We start from the raw sequence: 18,370 nt of genomic DNA on the forward strand, positions 1-18,370 counted from the left end.
CTGCTGCCGGAGCGGCCGCGTGAGCTTCGCTCTCGAAGCGGTCGGCCTGGTGCATCCGAACGGCCACCGCGCGCTGAGGGATGTGTCGCTGGCGGCCGGCGGCGGCGAGCGGCTCGCCATCATCGGCCCCTCGGGCGCCGGCAAGACCACGCTGCTGCGCGTGCTGGGCGCGGCGCTGCGGCCCGGCGAAGGCGCGGTCCGGGTGCTCGGCGATTCGCCCTGGCAACTGCCGGCACCCGCGTTGCGCCGGCTGCGCGCGCGCATCGGGACCGTGCACCAGAGCCCGCCGATCGCGCCGCGGCTGCGCGTCGTGACCGCGGTGCTCGCGGGGCGGCTCGGCCAGTGGTCCACGCTGCGCGCGCTCGGCTCGCTGTGGCGTCCGTCCGACCTGCAGGGGGCGCACGAAGCGCTGTCGCGGCTGGCGCTCGAAGACCGGCTCTTCGAGCGCTGCGACCGCCTGTCGGGCGGCCAGCTGCAGCGCGTCGGCATCGCCCGCGTGCTGTACCAGCGCCCGGCGCTGCTGCTGGCCGACGAGCCGGTGTCGGCGCTCGACCCGACGCTGGCCGACGCCGCGCTGCAGCAGCTGGTGCTGCAGAGCGAGGCGAGCGGCGCGACCCTGGTGGCGTCGCTGCATGCGGTCGACCTGGCGCTGCGCTGGTTCCCGCGCATCGTCGGCATGCGCGAAGGGCGGGTGCTGTTCGACCGGCCGGTCGGCGAGGTCGACCCGGCGATGCTGCAGGCGCTCTACGCATGACGGACGTCCGGACGCTGCGCGACCCGGCGGCGCGCCGGCGCCTGGTCGGCGGGCTGGCCGCGCTGGCGATCGCCTGGCCGCTGCTGCAGCTGTCGGAGTTCCATCCCTCGGCCCTGTTCGGTCCCGGACACCTGCAGGTGATCGGCGGATTCCTCGGCGGCTTCCTGCCGCCGGCGACCGCGCCCGACTTCCTGGCGCTGCTCGCCAAGGCCACGCTCGAGACCCTGGCGATGGCCACGGCCGGCACCGCGCTGGCCTTCCTGATCGGCGCGCCGCTAGCGTTCGTGACCACCCGCGCGCTGTCGGTGTCGCGCATCGGCCCGGGGCCGGGCCGCGTTCGCGGCGCCGCGCTGCGGCAATTCGCTCGTTCGGTGCTGATGGTGCTGCGCGCGATCCCCGAGATCGTCTGGGCGCTGATCTTCGTGCGCGCCCTGGGCCTCGGTCCCGGGGCCGGCGTGCTGGCGCTCGCGATCACCTACGGCGGCATGCTCGGCAAGGTGTATGCCGAGGTGCTCGAGTCGACCGACACGGCGCCGGCGCGGGCCCTGCTCGAAAGCGGCAGCGGACGGCTGTCGACCCTGTTCTACGCGCTGCTGCCGAACTGCGCCCAGGAGCTGACCTCCTACACCGTGTACCGCTGGGAATGCGCGGTGCGGGCCTCGGTGGTGATGGGCTTCGTGGGCGCCGGCGGCCTCGGCCAGCTGATGGACCAGTCGATGAAGATGCTCAACGGCGGCGAGGCCAGCAGCATCCTGGGGGTGTTCCTGGTGCTGGTGCTGCTCGCGGATGCGCTCAGCAACGCGTTGCGAAGGCTGCTGGCATGAGTGTTGATTTTCCGGCTTCGCCGCCGCGCTGCCTTCGCTGCTGGGTGGTGACGGGCCTGGTGCTGGCCGCGGTGGTCGCGAGCTTCGTCTATCTCGCCGTCGACTACGGCGCGCTGTTGACCGCCGAGTCGCTGTCGCTCATGGTGCGGTTCATCGCCGAGTTCTTCCCGCCCGATGTGTCACCTGCCTTCCTGTCGAAGACCGCGTGGGGCGCGCTGCAGACGCTCGCGGTGTCGGCGCTCGGAACGCTGCTGGCGGCGGCGGCCGGCGCGCTGCTCGCGCTGCCGGCCTCGGGCCGGGCGGGCTTCGCCTTGCGGCAGCTGTGCCGCTTCGCGCTCAACTTCCTGCGCAGCGTGCCCGAGCTGGTGTGGGCCGCCCTGATGGTGCTGGCGGCCGGTATCGGCCCCTTTGCCGGCGCCCTGGCGCTGGCCCTGCACACCACCGGCGTGCTGGGCCGCCTGTTCGCCGAGAGCCTGGAGAATGCGCCGCGCGAGCCCGAGCAGGCGCTGGCGCTGAGCGGCGCCGGTGCGGCCGCCGCCTTCAGCTACGGCAGCCTGCCGCTGGTGCTGCCGCAGTGGGTGGCCTATACGCTGTATCGTTGGGAGATGAATATTCGAATGGCCACCGTACTGGGCTTCGTGGGCGGCGGCGGCCTGGGCCAGCTGCTCTACTTCCACCTGTCGATCTTCCAGCAGCAGCAGGCCATGACCGTGCTGATCGCCATGTTCGGCCTGGTGGCACTGGTGGACATGGCCAGCGCCCGGCTGCGGCGCGGACTGGGGCCGGCCTATGCGTGAGGACGACAAGCGGTACCGCCCGCCGACGCGCGTGGCGGACATGCACGCCTTCGACACCCTGATCGACGCCCGCTCGCCCGCCGAGTTCGCGCTGGATCACATTCCTGGCGCCATCAACTGCCCGGTGCTCGATGACGAGGAGCGCCGCATCATCGGCACCCTGTACAAGCAGACCGGCGCCTTCGAGGCCCGGCGGCTCGGCGCCGCGATGGTCGCCGCCAATCTCGCCCGCCACCTGCGCGAACGCTTCGCCGACCGGCCCCCGAGCTGGCGGCCGCTGGTCTATTGCTGGCGCGGGGGCTTGCGCAGCGGCTCGATGGTGACCTGGCTACGGCTGGTCGGCTGGGACGCCCAGCAGCTCGCCGGCGGCTACAAGAGTTTTCGCCACCACGTGCTGGCGCAGATCGAGGCCACCTGCCCGCAGTTGCAACTGCGGGTGATCTGCGGCGCCACCGGCAGCGCCAAGACCCGCGTGCTGCAGGCGCTGGCTGCGCGCGGCGAGCAGGTGCTCGACCTGGAGCACTACGCCAGCCACAAGGGCTCGCTGCTGGGTGCGTTGCCCGGCCTGCCGCAGCCTTCGCAGAAGCAGTTCGAGACCCGCATCGCGACCTGCTTCGAGGCGCTGGATCTTTCGAGGCCCCTGTATGTGGAGGGCGAGAGCGCGCGCATCGGCCGGCTGTCGGTGCCCTTGCCGCTGGTGGCGCGGATGCGCGAGTCCGAGTGCATCGAGGTGCAGGCCGACCCGGCCGCGCGGCTGGCCTACCTGCTGCGCGACTACGCCTACCTCGGCGACGACCGCGAGGCCCTGGCCGGCCAGCTCGACAAGCTCAAGGAGCTGCAGGGCAAGGCGGTGGTGGAACGCTGGCAGCAGTGGGCGCGCGAGGGCGACCTGGCGCCGCTGTTCGCGGAGCTGATGGCGTTGCACTACGACCCGCACTACGAGCGGTCGCAGGCGCGGCATTTCAGCCGATGGCCGCAGCGCGAAGCGGTGCCGGCGTCGGACCTCTCGGACGCCGGGATCGAAGCGGTGGCCGAGGGCGTGCGGGCCATCGAGCTCGACGACTCGCCGGCTTCGGCCGTGGGTCCGGCCGTGGCGAAGTAGCGGCCCCCCGGCCGCTTCAGGCCCGGTCCAGCGCGTCGAGCGCCGCGTCGCGTGCCATCACCGCCGCGTACTTCTGTTCCATGTCGAACAGGTTCGCCTCGTGCGGGCCGAGCGCGCGATCGCCGACGCAATCGGAGACCACCAGCGGCCGGAAGCCGTGGGACATCGCGTCGACCACGCTGGCGCGCACGCAGCCGCTGGTCACCGCGCCGGCCACCACCAGCGTCTGCACGCCGCGCTGGCTCAGCCACGCGGCCAGCGAGGTGCCGAAGAAGGCCGAGGGCACGGTCTTGCGCACCACCAGCTCGCCCGCGCGCGGCGCCAGCGCCGGCACGATCGCGCTGTTCGCGTCGTGCTCCTTCAGGCCGAGCATGCCGGGCACCTTGAGCGAGAAGATGTTGTGGTCGGCGCCGTCGTCGGCGTAGACGATCCGGCTGTGCGCGATCGCCCATCCGCGCTCGCGCGCGGCGGCCAGCAGCGGCACGGTGCGCGCGATGGCTGCGGGGATGTTGCCGCCGCCGAACACCGCCGGGTCCGCGAAGCCGTTGACGAAGTCGACGATCAGCAGGCCGACCGGGCCCTTCAGCGGCAGCGCGGTGCCGAAGCCCTGGCGCTCGTAGGTCTTGATCTCAGCGTGCATCGTGGTTCTCCCGGCCGTCCAGCACCTGGCCCTCGCGCACCATGTCCTCGCCGTCGAGGCGCACCGTGCACTTGCGCAGCGGAATGTCGATGTGGCAGGCCGTGTTGCGGCTGCCGCCGGCCTCGTTGTTGGGGCCGAGCGAGAACAGGAAGTTGCCTTCGTAGGCCCGCGCGTCCATGCCGATCGTGGCCTCGCGGTCGTACAGGCCCAGCGTCGACCAGCGCGCGCGCGGCTGCAGGCCCCAGCCGATATGGGAGATCGCGTAGGCCTCGGGATCGCGGAAGGAGGCCATGTAGTCCTCGAGCAGCTCGGCATCGACGCCGCCCTCGATCTTCACCGCGTAGCCGTTGTCGACCGTCAGAACGATGCGCTCCGCCGCATAGGACTTCTGCGGCAGCAGGATGTCGCCGCGGTCGATCACGATCCGGCCGCTGGCGCCGCCTTCGTCGGGCCAGGTGAGCGCGAAGCCGCTCGGCCAGTGGTCCCAGCGCCCGGGCTCGTCGACGAAGCCGTACTCGCTGATCGCGGGGTACTGGCCGAGCTTGCAGCGCAGGTCGGTGCCGGCCGCCGACACCACGTGCATCTCGCGCGCCGCGGTGATGCGCGCCGCGGCGGCCTTGACGCGCACGCGGTCCGCCAGGGTCGGCACCATGCGCACCAGCACCTCGGGCGGCTCGACCGCCAGCAGGATCCTGGTGCCGGCCGACAGGATCTCGTGCTGCTCGGGCGAGAACAGCAGGGTCATCAGGTCGAGCACCAGGTCGCTGGCCTTGAGGGCCGCGATCGCCGCCGGGTTGCCGGTCAGCGGCGTGGTGCCGAGGTAGGCCAGGCTGTCGCGGCTCAGCGCCTTCTCGGCATTGACCGGCGGCAGGTCGAGCCGGTTGACGATCGCGCCCATCGCCTGCGAGGCGATCAGCGCGCACTGCAGCGTTTGCGGATGGGTGGCGGCGCTGGTCAGCACGGTCACGCTCTGGCCGGCCTGCAGGTTCGAGAGGGTGAGCACCTGTTTCCAGGCGTCGATCAGTTGATGGTCGCTGACGGGCATCGCGTGCTCCTTTGAAGAGGGGTTCAGTTCGCTGCTGCTGCCGCCGCCAGCGGCTGGCCGAGGAAGTCGCCGAAGGCGCGGTAGAAGCCGGCTTCGTCGTCCCACGGGATCATGTGGCCCGCGCCGGGCACATGGGTGGTCTGCAGCGCGGGCATCAGGCGGCGCAGTTCATCCTGGTCCTCGGGCCGGATCACGTCGCCACGGCCCGCGACCATCAGCAAGGTCGGCACCGCGATGTGCGGCAGGTCGGCATGGACGTCGTCCTGGTGGAAGCTCTCGTAGGTGCTGACGATCGCGCGTTCGTCGCAGGTGTGGAGCCACTCGGCGCGCAGCCGCAGCTGGGCGTCGGTCCAGGTCGGCGAGAAGGCCCGCAGCGCCTCGAAGCCGGCGCCGTCGCGCATCAGCCGGATCGAGTCGATGTACCAGGCGAGGTTGGCCGGGTAGGCGCGGCGTCCGGGGCCCGACACCGGCGGGTCGATCAGCACCAGGCGCTCCAGCCCGGCGAGGCAGAGGCGCGCGGTGCGGATGCCGATGCGCGCGCCCATCGAATGCCCGACCAGCGCGTAGTTCTCGAGGCCGAGGGCCTCGGCGAAGGCGCCGACGTCGCGGGCGCAGGCGTCCAGGCCGTAGTCGAGCGCGGCCGACGATTCCGAGAGGCCGCGGCCGCGGACGTCGAGCACATAGGTGTCGAAGCTGCGGCCGAACTGCTCCGCCACGAAGCCCCAGGTCACGGCCGGGCTCGTGATGCCGGGCACCAGGACCACGGGGCGGCCCTTGCCGCCGTAGCGCAGGTAGTGCTGGCGGATGCCGTTGGCGCGCAGGTTGGCGCCGTAGAGGAAGGTGCTGTGGGTCATGTGCGGGCGCTCCGGATCAGTAGGCGCCCGACAGCAGCGCGCCGGCGCCCGGCACCACCGGCTCGAGGTCCAGCGCCTTCAGCATGGCGTAGGTGGTGGCGATGGCGGCGGTGACCACCGGCTTGCCGGTCATGGCCTCGACCTTGGCCACCGACGGCAGCGACGGCATCTGCACGCAGGCCGACAGCACGATCGCATCGACGTCGCGCGTGTTCATGCCGGCGACGATGGCGGGCAGCCGGGCCGGGTCGTGGCGGCCGACCTCGAGGTTGTCGGGGATCTCGAGGGCGCGCCAGTCGCTGACTTCGATGTCCTCGTGGCGGATGTAGTCGACCACCAGCTCGGTCAGCGGCTTCATGTAGGGCGCCACCAGCGCGATGCGCCGGGCGCCCATGACCTTGAGCGCATCGACCAGCGCGCCGGCGCTGGTGACCACCGGCGCACTGCCGCCGTTGTCCGCGGTGCGGGCGTGCAGCCGGGCCTGGGAGCTGCGGTGGTAGCCGTGGCCCATCGACATGATCGCGACCAGGCAGGCATAGCCCAGCACGTCGACGCGGGCATCGCTGAGCTCCAGCGCGCAGCGGTCGGACTCGGCGTCCATGGCCGCCAGCTCTTCCTTCTTGACCGTCTTCATGCGCATGCGGCTCGAGTGGAAGGTGAAGCGCTCGGGCCGCACCGCCTGGCGGGCCAGGAGCATGGCCGGGATCTCGGTCTCCATCGTGGTGTTCGAGCTCGGCACGATCTGGCCGATGCGGTAGGTCTTGGTCATGGGGGTCTCCGGTGAATGAAGGAAAAACGCTCAGTCGGCGTTCAGCTTGAGAAGGCGTTCGGCGTTGCCGTGGCAGACCAGCGCGCGCGTGCGCTCGTCCATGGGGGCGGCTTCGATGAAGTCGGCGGCGACGGCGGTCGATTCGTAGGGGTAGTCGACCGAGAACATCACGGCCTCGGCGCCCATCTCGGCGATGGCGCCGGCCAGGGCGGCGGGCGAGCAGACGCCCGAGGTGGTGATCACGATGTTGCGGCCGATGTATTCCGACGGCGCGCGCTGCAGAGTGAGGCCGTGTGGGTAGGCGGCGAAGCGGCTGTCGAAGCGCCAGCGCTGGAAGGGCAGGCCTTCGCCCATGTGGCCGAGGATCAGCTTGAGCCGCGGGAAGCGATCGAACACGCCGCCGAAGAGCAGCCGTAGCGCGTGCGTCGCGGTCTCGATGCCCCAGCCCCAGGTGGCGCCGTTGAGCTCGGCATGGCCGTTGAACGAAGCCGGCACGGCCGGGAAGTCGATCGGGTGCAGGTACAGCGGCACGTCGAGGGCTTGCAGCCGCTCCCACACCTCGTCGTAGGCCGGGTCGTCGTAGTAGCGGCCGTGGGTGTGGCCGTTGACCAGCGCGCCCTTGAAGCCGAGCTGACGCACCGCGCGCGTCAACTCGGCGGCCGCCGCCTTCGGGTCCTGCATCGGCAGCGCCGCGAAGCCGGCGTAGCGGGTCGGATGGCGCGCCACCTGCTGCGCCAGGAAGTCGTTGTTCTCCTGCGCACTGGCGATCGCGAGCGAGCTGCTGGCCTCGCCCTGGACGCCCGGCCCGGTCTGCGACAGCACGGTCACGTCGATGCCGGCCCGATCCATCTCGCCGAGGCGGATCTCGTCGAAGTCGGCCAGCCGGCTCGCGAGCTCGGCATAGACCGCCTTGTCGATGTGCTGCAGGAAGGACTTCGAATAGCGCTCGAAGCCGGGCGCCATGAAATGCTCTTCGAGCGCGATCTTGCGAATCCTTGTCATCTTGATTGCTCCGGGTGGTGAAAGTGAAAGGGAGGGGCCGCGCTACAGGTCGAACAGCAGCACTTCGGTGCCGTCCGCCTCGGCGACGAGTTCCAGCGCTTCGTGGTGGGTGAAGCGCAGGCCGTCGCCGCTGCGCAGCTGCAGGCCGGGGTCGACGCTCAGCGCGCCCGACACCACGTGCAGGTAGCCGAGCCGGTGCGCAGCGAGCCGGTAGGCCAGTGCGCTGCCGCGCGCCGGCCGGCCGACGAAGAGCAGCGCCCGCTGCTGCACGGTGGCCGAGCCGTCGCGGCCGTCGGGCGATGCGATGAGCTGCCAGGTCTCGCGCGCGCCCGCGGCGTCGGTGCGCACCCGCTCGCAGCCGGGCGCGAGCCCGCGGGCCTGCGGGTAGAGCCAGATCTGCAGATGCCGCTCGGCGTCGACGCTCGACGCGTTCATCTCGGCATGCTCGATGCCGCTGCCGGCCGTCATGCGGTGCAGTTCGCCCGGGCCGAACACATAGTCGTTGCCCAGGCTGTCGGTGTGATGGATGCGGCCTTCGATCGGATAGGTCAGCGACTCGATGTCGCGATGCCCGTGCCAGGCGAAGCCGCGGCCCGCGGCGACCCGGTCCTCGTTGAGCGCGCGCAGCGAACCCCAGTGCGTGTGGTTCGGATCCTGGTAGTCGCCGAAGCAGAAGCTGAAGCGCGCCTGCAGCCAGTCGTTCTCCAGCGCGCCGCGCTGATGGGCGCGGCGGACATTGCGCTCGCTCAAGCTTCTGGTCTTCGAGGGTGTTGGGTGTGGCACGGCGTCTATACAATCATCAGTGTGCTAACAAACGGGGGTCCAGGTGCCGTCGAAGAAGCGTCAGTCCGATCGGGAGCCCGCGGTGGATGCCCCGGACATCCCCATGACCACGGTCGACCCTGCCAAGGAACTTCTCTTTGCGCGTCCCGGCTTCCTGGTGCGCCGGCTGCACCAGATCCACGTCGCGATGTTCTTCGAGGAGTGCAAGTCGCAGAACGTCACGCCGGTCCAGTACGCGATCCTCACGGCCGTCTCGGTGCTGCCCGATCTCGACCAGACCTCGCTGGGCCACGAGGTCGGTCTCGACCGCACCACCACCGCCGACGTGGTCAAGCGGCTCGAGGATCGCGGCCTGGTCGAGCGCCGGCCCAACCCTTCCGACAAGCGCACGCGCCACGTGCGGCTGACGGCCGAGGGGCAGACGGTGGTGGACGCGCTGCGCGGCGACATGGCCCGCGCGCAGGAGCGCCTGCTGGCGCCCTTGCGTCCGGCCGAGCGCACGATGCTGATGGACCTCATGAAGATCCTGGTCGAGGCCAACAACCAGTACAGCCGCACGGTGCTGCGCGCCATCTGAGGCGTGACGGGCCGGGCGGCTCACAGCGGGTAGACCAGGTCGTTGGCGATGATCGTGGTGTCGTAGATGGCCTGGCGCTCCCGCAGCAGCAACAGCCCTTCGACGCGCACGAAGCGGTCGTAGTAGGTGCCCGCCATGTGCACCGTGCTCGGTCCCTCGACCAGGGTCTGCAGCAGCAGGAAGTTGGCCTGCGCCTCAACCTCCCCCGCGTCCGATTCGGCGGTGACGCGGGTGTTGGTCACCAGGTGCAGGTTGTAGCGCGGCGCGAACATCTGCGTCTTGGCGATCGCCACCGCACGGTCGTGCATCATGTTGCGCCCCTGCGCATACACCAGGCCGACCGGCATGCCGAGCTCGGCGTTCTCGCGCGCGGTCACGCGGTAGATGCCGTCGGCGGCGAAGAACTCGGGCCAGGCCTCGACCTGGCCGGCATCGAGCACCGCGCAGTACTCGGCATTGAAGTCTTCGATCTCGTGGCGCAGCGCGATGGCGCGCGCCGGGTCGATGCGGCGTTCGCGGAACAGGGACCGGGTCATTGCTTTCATGGCTTCAGAACCCCATCACTTCGCGGTAGTAGCCGTACATGGCGCGGATCGCGGCTTCCGAGATCAGCGAGGTGGAGCTGCCGACGTTGCCGGCGTCGAGCTTGAGCACGTTGGTCTCGGTGCTCGAGCGGCGCACGCCCTCCTGCACGAACTTCATCGCCTCGTTGTCCTCCAGGCCGAGAAAGCCGGCCGGGCCCATCAGGTTGCCCTGGCGCAGCCGGTGCTGCGTCATCTCCTCGGTGTCGTCCTCGTAGCCGAACATGGTCCACAGCATCAGCATGCTGTTGGGGCCGTTGGGCACGATCTGCCGCACGCCCAGCGTGTTCATCTCGCGCTGCACGATCAGGTTGGGCCAGATGGTCTGCATGGTCACCGACCAGGGCGAGTCGAACTCCTTGACGAAGTCCAGGAAGCGGTCGTCGCGCAGGCGCATGCCCTCGTGGTAGGAGCGCATCTCCTTCTTGTTCTCATCGCTGATTGCGGCGTACTTGTCCTCCTTCTTGGCCGAGGCCATGGTGCCGTGGCGGCCGTGCACCGGGTCGGCGATCATGGCGGCGTCGTTGCCCGCGACCAGCAGGCCGAAGACGACCAGAAAGGAATGCAGCAGCGTCGCGTGGTAGGGGTCCTTGAGGTTCTCGTGGTACATCTTCCAGTTGCACGGCAGCTCGTTCTTGTAGTAGCCGTGCACCTTCAGGCGCTTGCCGTTGAAGACGACGTCGAAGTCCTTCAGGATCTCCGGCGTCATGTAGTCCTCGAGCGATTCCATGTCGCTCGCATAGGACGCGAAGACCACGCCGTTGCGGGTCGCGACGTGCAGCTTGCGCAGGCCGTGGTCCTCGTTGCGGAAGTCCTTCGGCATCCCGCCCTGGCGGTTCACGCCGCGCTTGAAGGGCACGCCCTGCAGGTTGCCCTTGAGGTCGTAGGACCACTGGTGGTAGGGGCAGACGAACTCGGTCGCGTTGCCCTGGCTGTGGCGGCAGAACTCGGCGCCGCGGTGGGCGCAGCGGTTCTCGAAGACGTTGATCGAACCGTCCGCCGCGCGCGACACCACCACCGGCGTGGCGCCGACATAGGAGCGCTTGAAGTCGCCCGTGTTCGGCACTTCGGCCTCGAGTGCCACGAAGTTCCAGGAGCGGCCGCGAAAGATCTTCTCCATCTCCTGGTCGTAGACCGCCTCGCTGGTGTAGACCCAGTCGGGGATGAAGTGCGCCGCATCCTCGGGCCACTTGCAGGCGGCGAGCTCGGCGTCCTTGGTGTTCGGGGTGCGGTTGATGACCGCATGGGTGCTGTACATGGCGGGATCCAGTCAGGAGAGTGAGGGGCTGGCCGCGGCCGCCAGTGCGTCGCGCACCAGTTGCCGCGGGGGAATCGAGGTGTCGCGCAACAGCGCGGGGTCGCAGGGGATGCGTCGTTCGATCAGGCTTCGAAGCGGCCGCAGGTCGCCGCCGGCGTTGACGGCGATGGCGTGCGCGAGCCGGCCGTCCGGGTCGAGCCCGAGCAGCATGAACTTCGGCGTGCCGTCGATCGCTGCGTCGCCGCGCAGCTGGTAAGTCGTTTCTGCGGTGGGCAGCCCGAGCATCTGGATGTTGCAGCCGAACTGGTCGGTCCAGAACCAGGGCGTCGCGGCGGCCTCGGTCGGCACGCCGAGCATCGCCGCGGCGGCGACGCGCGCCTGCTCGTTGGCGCTCTGCCAGGATTCGAGGCGGATCTCTTCGCCGACCAGCGGCTGGAGCTGGCTCGCGCAGTCGCCGGCCGCGTAGATGTTCGGCGCGCTGGTGCGGCATTGCGCATCGATGCGGATGCCGCCGTTGTGCGGATGCAGCTCGAGGCCGCAGCCCTCGGCCAGGGCGACCTCGGGCGTCTGCCCGATCGCGACCACCAGCAGCGGCGCCTGGAGGGCGCTGCCGTCGTCCAGCCGCAGGGCCACGCCGTCGGCGTTCGGCACGATCGAGACGCAGCTGCGGCCGAGCCGGAGGTCGACGCCCGCGCCGCGCACGCGCTGGGCAAGCCAGCGCGAGAATTCGGGCGGCACCGCGCGCGGCAGCACCCGCGCAGCGGCCTCGATGACGGTCACGCCGAGTCCTGCCGCGCGCGCGGTGGCCGCCGCTTCGAGACCGAGGAAGCCGGCGCCGAGCACGGTCAGCGCGGGCTGGCCGGCCATCGCAGCGCGCAGCGCCTGCGCATCGGCCAGCGTCCGCACGTAGTGCACATGCGGCGTGCCCGGCGGCAGCGAGGGCAGCGTGCGCGCCCGGCCGCCGGTCGCGATCAGGCAGCGGCTGAAGGGCAGCACCTGCCCGTTGCTGCAGTGCGCCAGCGCGCGCCCGGCATCCAGCGACGCGATGCCGACGCCGAGCCGCAACTCGATCGCCTGGGCGTCGTGGAAGCCCGCGGGATGGATGCCGAGGCGGCCGTCCATCCCGGCATCGGCCAGGACCGCCTTGGTGAGCGGCGGGCGCTCGTAGGGCGGCGACGGCTCGTCGCCGACCATCACGATGCGACCCCGATGGCCGAGAGTGCGCAGTGCGGCGGCCGCGGTCGCGCCGGCCTGGCCGGCACCGATGATCAGGAAGGGCGCGTCGTCGCTCATGGCCGCGCGCTCAGGCATCGACCAGGACGTCGCCGCCCTCGACCCGCACCGGGTAGATCCGGATCGGCTGGGTGGCGGGCGCGCACATGGCTTCACCGGTGCGCAGGTCGAAGCGCGCCTGGTGCAACGGGCACTCGACGCAGCCGTCTTCCACGTAGCCATCGGACAGCAGCGCGTACTGGTGCGTGCAGACGTTGTCCGTGACGTGGAACTCGCCGCCGCTGCGGAACAGCGCGAGCTGTGTCTCTCCCAGCGCGATCGGCATGACTTCGTCGTCTTGCAGCTGACTCGTGGCAGCGATCCTGATCCAGGCCATGGGGCGTCCTTTGAAACGTACACTGAATTAATATCGTCAGTGTACTGAAGAATATTCGAAGGGTGCAAGCGTTTTTCTGTTTCTGTTCGGAGACCCCGCGTTTGCACTCATTCAGTGCTATTTGTCTCTGTGGCGCACCTGAATAAGTACCAGGGAAGGATGTTTTGGTGCACGGGAAAACGCGAAGAAAATGTCGTTGACATGGAATAATCAACTCAGCATACTGACGATTATCTGCCCCACATCCCAGGAGTTATTCATGCAAAGACGCCGCTTTTTCGAGAAGACCGGAGCGCTGGCGGGCCTCGCCACGCTCGCGGTTCCCGCCCTCGCCCAGACCGCTCCGACCGTCAAGTGGCGCATGTCCACGAGCTGGCCCAAGAGCCTGGACACCATCTATGGCTCGGCCGACCGCCTGTGCAAGCGGGTCTCCGAACTGACCGAGGGCCGTTTCGAGATCCGTCCGTTCGCGGGCGGCGAGATCGTGCCGCCGGCGCAGAACATGGAAGCGGTGAGCAACGGCACCATCGAGTGCAATCACGTGCTGGCCTCGGCCTTCATCGGCAAGGACACCGCGATCGCCTTCGATACCGGCCTGGCCTTCGGCCTCAATGCGCGCCAGCACAACGCCTGGATGCACTTCGGCGGCGGYATGCCGCTGGTGCGCGCGATGTACAAGCGCTACGGCATCGTCAACTTCGTCAGCGGCAACGTCGGCGTGCAGATGGGCGGCTTCTATCGCAAGGAGATCAAGTCGGTCGCCGACCTGCAGGGCCTGAAGATGCGCATCGGCGGCATCGGCGGCATGGTGCTCGAGAAGCTGGGCACGGTGCCGCAGCAGATCCCGGCGTCGGACATCTATTCGGCGCTCGAGAAGGGCACCATCGATGCCGCCGAATGGATCGGCCCCTACGACGACGAGAAGCTCGGCTTGCAGCGCGTGGCGCAGCACTACTACGCGCCCGGCTGGTGGGAGGGCAGCGCCTCGATCACCTCGATGGTCAACGAGAAGGCCTGGGCCGCGCTGCCGGCTTCCTACAAGGCGGCCTTCGAGTGCGCCTGCTCCGAAGAGACCATGAAGATGCTGGCCGACTACGACGCCCGCAATCCCGAGGCGCTCAAGAAGCTGATCGGGCAGGGCGCCAAGCTGTCCTATTTCCCGAGGGACGTGATGGTCGCCGCCTTCAAGGCGTCGGAAGAACTGTGGGGCGAGCTGTCGGCCAAGAACCCCGAGTTCAAGGCGATCTTCCCCAAGTGGCAGCAGTTCCGCCAGAACGAGGCCAGCTGGTTCCGTGTGGCCGAGAACGCGCTCGACAACTTCACCTTCGCGGAACTCGCGAAGAACAAGGGCTGAGCGGGCCGAAGGGACACACCGACATGAACTCGCTGCTGCGCGCTTCGCGCCTGATCGATGCCCTGAACACGGCGGTCGGCAAGGCATCGTATTGGCTCATCCTGGTCGCGGTGCTGATCAGCAGCGGCAACGCGGTGGTCCGCAAGGCCTTCAACATGAGCTCCAACTCGCTGCTGGAGATCCAGTGGTACCTGTTCGCGGCGGTGTTCCTGCTCTGCGCCGGCTACACGCTGCTCAACAAGGAACACGTGCGGGTCGACCTGATCCACTCGCGGCTCACGCGCCGAAAGCAGCTGTGGGTCGAGATCTTCGGCACGCTCTTCTTCCTGGCGCCGATGACCCTGCTGATCCTGGTGTTGTCCTGGGCGCCCTTCGTCGATGCCTACACCAGCGGCGAAGTCTCCTCCAACGCCGGTGGCCTGATCCGCTGGCCGGTGAAGCTGCTGATCCCGGTCGGCTTCGGCCTGCTGCTGCTGCAAGGGGCCTCCGAAGTGATCAAGGACGTGGCCGAGCTGCGCGGCCTCGACCGCAGCGCCCCGAAGGCCGCCTGAGACGGCCGCATCCCCTGACCCCCGGACCCCACGATGATTGAATTCCTCACCACCTACATGGCGCCGATCATGTTCGCGTGCCTGGTGCTGCTGCTGCTGATCGGCTACCCGGTGGCCTTCGCCGTCGGCGCCAACGGGCTGATCTTCGGCCTCGTCGGCATCGCGCTCGGACTGATCGAGCCCTCGCTGTTCCAGGCGTTGCCCGAACGCGTCTTCGGCATCATGTTCAACGAGACGCTGCTGGCGATCCCGTTCTTCACCTTCATGGGGCTGATCCTCGAGCGCAGCGGCATGGCCGAAGACCTGCTCGACACCATCGGCCAGCTGTTCGGCCCGGTGCGCGGCGGCCTCGCCTATGCGGTGATCTTCGTCGGTGGGCTGCTCGCTGCCACCACCGGCGTGGTCGCGGCCTCGGTGATCTCGATGGGCCTGATCTCGCTGCCGATCATGCTGCGCTACGGCTACGACAAGCGGCTCGCCAGCGGCGTGATCGCCGCCTCCGGCACGCTGGCCCAGATCATCCCGCCGTCGCTGGTGCTGATCGTGCTGGCCGACCAGATGGGCAAGTCGGTCGGCGACATGTACGCCGGCGCGCTGGTGCCCGGGCTGGTGCTCACCGGCCTGTACGCGGTCTACGTCTTCGTCTACTCGATCGTCAAGCCGGAGGCGGCGCCCGCGCTGCCGCCGGAGGCACGCACGCTGCGCGGCAGCGCGCTGGCCTTCAGGGTCCTGACGACGCTGGTGCCGCCGCTGGTGCTGATCTTCCTGGTGCTCGGCACCATCTTCCTTGGCATCGCGACCCCGACCGAGGGCGGCGCGATGGGCGCGGCCGGCGCGCTGCTGCTGGCGCTCGGCCGGCGCAAGCTCTCGCTGGCGCTGCTGCGCCAGGCGATGGACAAGACCGCCAAGCTGACCTGCTTCGCGATCTTCATCCTGGTCGGCGCGACCGTCTTCGGCCTGGTGTTCCGCGGCGTCGACGGCGATCTCTGGGTCGAGCACCTGCTGCTGCACCTGCCGGGCGGGCAGCTCGGGTTCCTGATCGTGGTCAACCTGATGGTCTTTCTGCTGGCCTTCTTCCTCGACTTCTTCGAGCTGGCCTTCATCATCGTGCCGCTGATCGCCCCGGTGGCCGACAAGATGGGCATCGACCTGATCTGGCTCGGCGTGCTGCTGGCGGTCAACATGCAGACCTCCTTCATGCACCCGCCGTTCGGCTTCGCGCTGTTCTACCTGCGTTCGGTGGCGCCGAAGCAGGTGCTGACCAGCGACATCTACCGCGGCGCGATCCCGTTCGTGCTGATCCAGCTCGCCATGGTGGGGCTGGTGATCGCCTTCCCGGGCATGGTGACCGGCAATGTCCACAAGGCGGCGAAAATCGACCTCGAGACGATCAAGATCGAGATGCCGCACCAGGGCGAGGACAGCCCGTCGGCTTACCCGGGCGACGATGCCCCCTCGCCGTTCGACAGCAGGAAGCCTTGAGCATGGACACCACCCCCTCCCATCACCCCGGCGACCCGAACGCGCAAGGCGTGGGTGCGCGCGTGCTGCGCAAGGAAGACGCGCGCCACCTGCACGGCAAGGGCCAGTTCGTCGCCGACATGAGCCTGCCGGAACTCAGCGAGGTGGCCTTCCTGCGCAGCCCGCTGGCGCACGCCAGGATCGTCTCGGCCCGGCTGCCCGAATCGGGCGCCGAGCGCGTCGTGCTGCGCGAGGCCATGCCCGATGCGCGCGACATCGTGGCCGACTCCACGCTGCCCACCTACCAGTCCTCGGCCCAGCCGCCGCTGGCCTCGGGCAAGGTGCGCTTCGTCGGCGAGCCGGTCGCGATGGTGTTCGCCCGCACCCGCGCCGAAGCCGAAGACCTGGCCGAGCAGATCGAGATCGAGTACGACGAGCTCCCGGTCTACGCCGACGCCGACCGCTCGCGTGCCGCCACCGGCGAGCTGATCCATCCGCAATGGCGCGACAACACCTTCGTCACGCTGCACGCCGACAAGGAGTTCGAGGCGCATGCGGCCCAGGCGGCGCTGGTGGTGCGGCGCGAGGTCTCGCTGGCCCGCCAGTGCATGGTGCCGATGGAAGGCAAGGCGGTGCTGGCCTACTGGGACCACCAGGCCGACCAGCTGGTGGTGGTCAGCGCCACCCAGGTGCCGCACATGATCCGCACCGTGCTGGCCGAATGCCTGGGGCTCGAGCAAGGGCGGGTGCGCGTGATCTCGCCCGATGTCGGCGGCGCCTTCGGCTACAAGTGCGTGCTGCAGCAGGAAGAACTCTGCGTCGCCTGGCTGGCCAAGACCCACCGCAAGCCCTTCCGCTACCTCGAGGACCGGCGCGAGCACCTGATCGCGGGCGCCAACACGCGCGAGCACAGCTACCAGATGACCGCCTACGCCGACGCGCGCGGCCGCCTGCTGGCGCTCGACGCCCGCATCACGATCGACGGCGGCGCCTATTCCGTGTGGCCGTTCACGATCGGGCTCGAACCCGGCCAGGCGGTCGGCAACCTGCCCGGGCCCTATGCCTTCCGTGGCTACCGCTGCGTGACCGAGTGCGTCGCCACCAACAAGCCCGGCTTCGTTCCCTACCGCGGCGTGGCGCGCACCGGCGTCTGCTTCGCGATGGAGCTCACGCTCGACGCCATTGCCCGCGCGGTCGGCCGCGAACCGTGGGAGGTCCGGCTCGAGAACCTGGTGCCGGCCTCGGCCATGCCCTATGTCAACGTCGCCAACAAGCACTTCGACAGCGGCGACTATCCGGCCAGCCTGATCAAGGCGCGCGACCTGATCGACTTCGACGCCGTGCGGCGGCGCCAGCGCGAGACGCAGGCGGATGGCCGGCTGATCGGCGTCGGCTTCGCCACCTACACCGAGCAGTCCGCGCACGGCACCTCGGTGTTCGCGTCCTGGGGCACGCCGGTGATCCCGGGCTTCGATTCGGCGACGGTGCGGATCACGCCCGACGGCGGACTCGAGATCCGCGTCGGCGTGCACTCGCACGGCCAGGGCATGGAGACCACCTTCGCGCAGATCGCGCACGAGATTCTCGGCGTCGATATCGCCCACATGAAGCTGGTGCACGGCGACACCGGGCAGACGCCGTTCTCCACCGGCACCTATGCGTCGCGTTCGCTGGTGATGTCCGGCGGCGCGGTGGCGCGTGCCTGCAAGGCGCTGGCGCCGCGCGTCCTCCACATCGGCGCCCACCTGCTGGGCAGCACGCCGGATGCGGTCGTGTTCTCGGGCGGGCGCATCGCGGCCGGGGAGCGGAGCGTCTCGGTGGCCGAGGTGGCGCAGGCCTGGTATCTGCGCCCCGACCGCCTGCCGCCCGACGTCGACCCAGCCGGGCTCGAGGTGACGACCGGCTTCAAGCCCAAGGTCGACACCGGCGCCTTCACCTATGCGACTCACGCGGTGACGGTGGCGGTCGACCCCGAGACCGGGCACGTCGAGATCCTGGACTACGTGATCGTCGAGGACTGCGGCACCATGATCAACCCGATGGTGGTCGAGGGCCAGACCTATGGCGGCGTGGCGCAGGGCATCGGCACCGCGCTCTACGAGGAGACGCCCTACGACCGCAACGGCCAGCCGCTCGCCTCCACCCTGGCCGACTACATGCTGCCGGGCGCGACCGAGGTGCCGGCCATGCGCATCCACCACTTCGAAACCCCGTCGCCGCACACCGAGTTCGGCGCCAAGGGCATGGGCGAGGGCGGCGCGATCGCGCCGCCGGCGGCCATCTTCAATGCAGTGAACGACGCGCTGCGGCCGCTGGGCGCCGAAGTGTCGCAGACCCCGCTGACCCCTCGCCGCCTGCTCGAGGCGATCGAGGCGGCGCAGCTCGTCGAGAAGAAGAAGGTCGCATGAG

The 18,370-nt window shown here is 69.6% G+C and carries 19 protein-coding genes; 9 read left to right on the top strand and 10 right to left on the bottom strand.

Annotated elements, in window-relative coordinates:
* Window positions 1–19 precede the first annotated feature (19 nt).
* Genes AC1D2O_RS17990 through mnmH form a run of 4 tightly spaced genes read left to right on the top strand, consistent with a single transcriptional unit; the run spans window position 20 to window position 3,477 of the window.
* Window positions 20–754 (top strand): phosphonate ABC transporter ATP-binding protein, encoded by a 735-nt coding sequence (locus tag AC1D2O_RS17990; RefSeq protein WP_478157651.1) that lies wholly within the window; start codon window positions 20–22, stop codon window positions 752–754.
* The gene (locus AC1D2O_RS17995; RefSeq protein WP_478157652.1) at window positions 751–1,578 is read left to right on the top strand and encodes a PhnE/PtxC family ABC transporter permease; all 828 of its coding nucleotides are present in this window, start codon (window positions 751–753) and stop codon (window positions 1,576–1,578) included. Before AC1D2O_RS17990 ends, AC1D2O_RS17995 begins: the two co-directional genes overlap by 4 nt.
* Window positions 1,575–2,375, top strand: a complete 801-nt coding sequence (phnE, locus tag AC1D2O_RS18000; RefSeq protein ID WP_478157653.1) for a phosphonate ABC transporter, permease protein PhnE — start codon at window positions 1,575–1,577, stop codon at window positions 2,373–2,375. The genes AC1D2O_RS17995 and phnE overlap by 4 nt, the downstream gene beginning before the upstream one ends.
* The gene (gene mnmH / locus AC1D2O_RS18005) at window positions 2,368–3,477 is read left to right on the top strand and encodes a tRNA 2-selenouridine(34) synthase MnmH (protein WP_478086932.1); all 1,110 of its coding nucleotides are present in this window, start codon (window positions 2,368–2,370) and stop codon (window positions 3,475–3,477) included. The genes phnE and mnmH overlap by 8 nt, the downstream gene beginning before the upstream one ends.
* 16 nt (window positions 3,478–3,493) lie before the next feature.
* Here the strand turns inward: mnmH and AC1D2O_RS18010 are convergent, their stop codons facing one another.
* Genes AC1D2O_RS18010 through AC1D2O_RS18035 form a run of 6 tightly spaced genes read right to left on the bottom strand, consistent with a single transcriptional unit; the run spans window position 3,494 to window position 8,537 of the window.
* On the bottom strand, window positions 3,494–4,117 hold the full coding sequence (locus AC1D2O_RS18010; protein ID WP_478086933.1) for an N-carbamoylsarcosine amidohydrolase: 624 nt from the start codon (window positions 4,115–4,117) through the stop codon (window positions 3,494–3,496).
* Window positions 4,107–5,162, bottom strand: a complete 1,056-nt coding sequence (locus AC1D2O_RS18015; RefSeq protein WP_478086935.1) for a 2,5-dihydroxypyridine 5,6-dioxygenase NicX family protein — start codon at window positions 5,160–5,162, stop codon at window positions 4,107–4,109. Before AC1D2O_RS18015 ends, AC1D2O_RS18010 begins: the two co-directional genes overlap by 11 nt.
* A gap of 23 nt (window positions 5,163–5,185) precedes the next feature.
* Entirely contained in the window at window positions 5,186–6,016 is an 831-nt protein-coding gene (locus AC1D2O_RS18020) for an alpha/beta fold hydrolase (RefSeq protein ID WP_478086937.1), read from the bottom strand.
* Window positions 6,017–6,032: 16 nt separating this feature from the next.
* Window positions 6,033–6,785: a maleate cis-trans isomerase family protein gene (locus tag AC1D2O_RS18025; RefSeq protein ID WP_478086939.1), complete on the bottom strand. Its 753-nt coding sequence runs from the start codon at window positions 6,783–6,785 to the stop codon at window positions 6,033–6,035.
* Between the two features lie 30 nt (window positions 6,786–6,815).
* The gene (locus AC1D2O_RS18030) at window positions 6,816–7,787 is read right to left on the bottom strand and encodes an amidohydrolase family protein (protein WP_478086941.1); all 972 of its coding nucleotides are present in this window, start codon (window positions 7,785–7,787) and stop codon (window positions 6,816–6,818) included.
* A 42-nt stretch (window positions 7,788–7,829) separates the two neighbouring features.
* Window positions 7,830–8,537, bottom strand: coding sequence for a pirin family protein (locus AC1D2O_RS18035; RefSeq protein ID WP_478086943.1), 708 nt, complete (start codon window positions 8,535–8,537; stop codon window positions 7,830–7,832).
* A gap of 136 nt (window positions 8,538–8,673) precedes the next feature.
* Between AC1D2O_RS18035 and AC1D2O_RS18040 the strand changes: the two genes are divergently transcribed.
* A complete protein-coding gene (locus AC1D2O_RS18040) occupies window positions 8,674–9,147 on the top strand; it encodes a MarR family winged helix-turn-helix transcriptional regulator (protein WP_478086945.1) in 474 nt (157 codons plus the stop codon).
* A gap of 20 nt (window positions 9,148–9,167) precedes the next feature.
* Here the strand turns inward: AC1D2O_RS18040 and AC1D2O_RS18045 are convergent, their stop codons facing one another.
* The 4 genes from AC1D2O_RS18045 to AC1D2O_RS18060 are packed head-to-tail and all read right to left on the bottom strand — an operon-like array spanning window position 9,168 to window position 12,595.
* The gene (locus tag AC1D2O_RS18045) at window positions 9,168–9,683 is read right to left on the bottom strand and encodes an aromatic-ring-hydroxylating dioxygenase subunit beta (protein WP_478086946.1); all 516 of its coding nucleotides are present in this window, start codon (window positions 9,681–9,683) and stop codon (window positions 9,168–9,170) included.
* Window positions 9,684–9,696: 13 nt separating this feature from the next.
* Complete coding sequence (locus tag AC1D2O_RS18050) at window positions 9,697–10,986, bottom strand: Rieske 2Fe-2S domain-containing protein (RefSeq protein WP_478157654.1); 1,290 nt, start codon at window positions 10,984–10,986, stop codon at window positions 9,697–9,699.
* 12 nt (window positions 10,987–10,998) lie between these two features.
* Window positions 10,999–12,279, bottom strand: a complete 1,281-nt coding sequence (locus tag AC1D2O_RS18055; RefSeq protein ID WP_478086948.1) for an NAD(P)/FAD-dependent oxidoreductase — start codon at window positions 12,277–12,279, stop codon at window positions 10,999–11,001.
* 10 nt (window positions 12,280–12,289) lie between these two features.
* Window positions 12,290–12,595, bottom strand: a complete 306-nt coding sequence (locus tag AC1D2O_RS18060; RefSeq protein WP_478086950.1) for a non-heme iron oxygenase ferredoxin subunit — start codon at window positions 12,593–12,595, stop codon at window positions 12,290–12,292.
* A gap of 259 nt (window positions 12,596–12,854) precedes the next feature.
* Between AC1D2O_RS18060 and AC1D2O_RS18065 the strand changes: the two genes are divergently transcribed.
* Genes AC1D2O_RS18065 through AC1D2O_RS18080 form a run of 4 tightly spaced genes read left to right on the top strand, consistent with a single transcriptional unit; the run spans window position 12,855 to window position 18,369 of the window.
* Window positions 12,855–13,949, top strand: coding sequence for a TRAP transporter substrate-binding protein (locus AC1D2O_RS18065; RefSeq protein WP_478086951.1), 1,095 nt, complete (start codon window positions 12,855–12,857; stop codon window positions 13,947–13,949).
* A 23-nt stretch (window positions 13,950–13,972) separates the two neighbouring features.
* Window positions 13,973–14,500, top strand: a complete 528-nt coding sequence (locus AC1D2O_RS18070) for a TRAP transporter small permease subunit (RefSeq protein ID WP_478086952.1) — start codon at window positions 13,973–13,975, stop codon at window positions 14,498–14,500.
* A 33-nt stretch (window positions 14,501–14,533) separates the two neighbouring features.
* A complete protein-coding gene (locus AC1D2O_RS18075) occupies window positions 14,534–15,982 on the top strand; it encodes a TRAP transporter large permease (RefSeq protein WP_478086954.1) in 1,449 nt (482 codons plus the stop codon).
* A 2-nt stretch (window positions 15,983–15,984) separates the two neighbouring features.
* Window positions 15,985–18,369 (top strand): xanthine dehydrogenase family protein molybdopterin-binding subunit, encoded by a 2,385-nt coding sequence (locus tag AC1D2O_RS18080; RefSeq protein ID WP_478086955.1) that lies wholly within the window; start codon window positions 15,985–15,987, stop codon window positions 18,367–18,369.
* The last annotated feature ends 1 nt before the right edge of the window (window position 18,370 follow it).

It is taken from the genome of Variovorax sp. P1_G12, assembly GCF_056405555.1.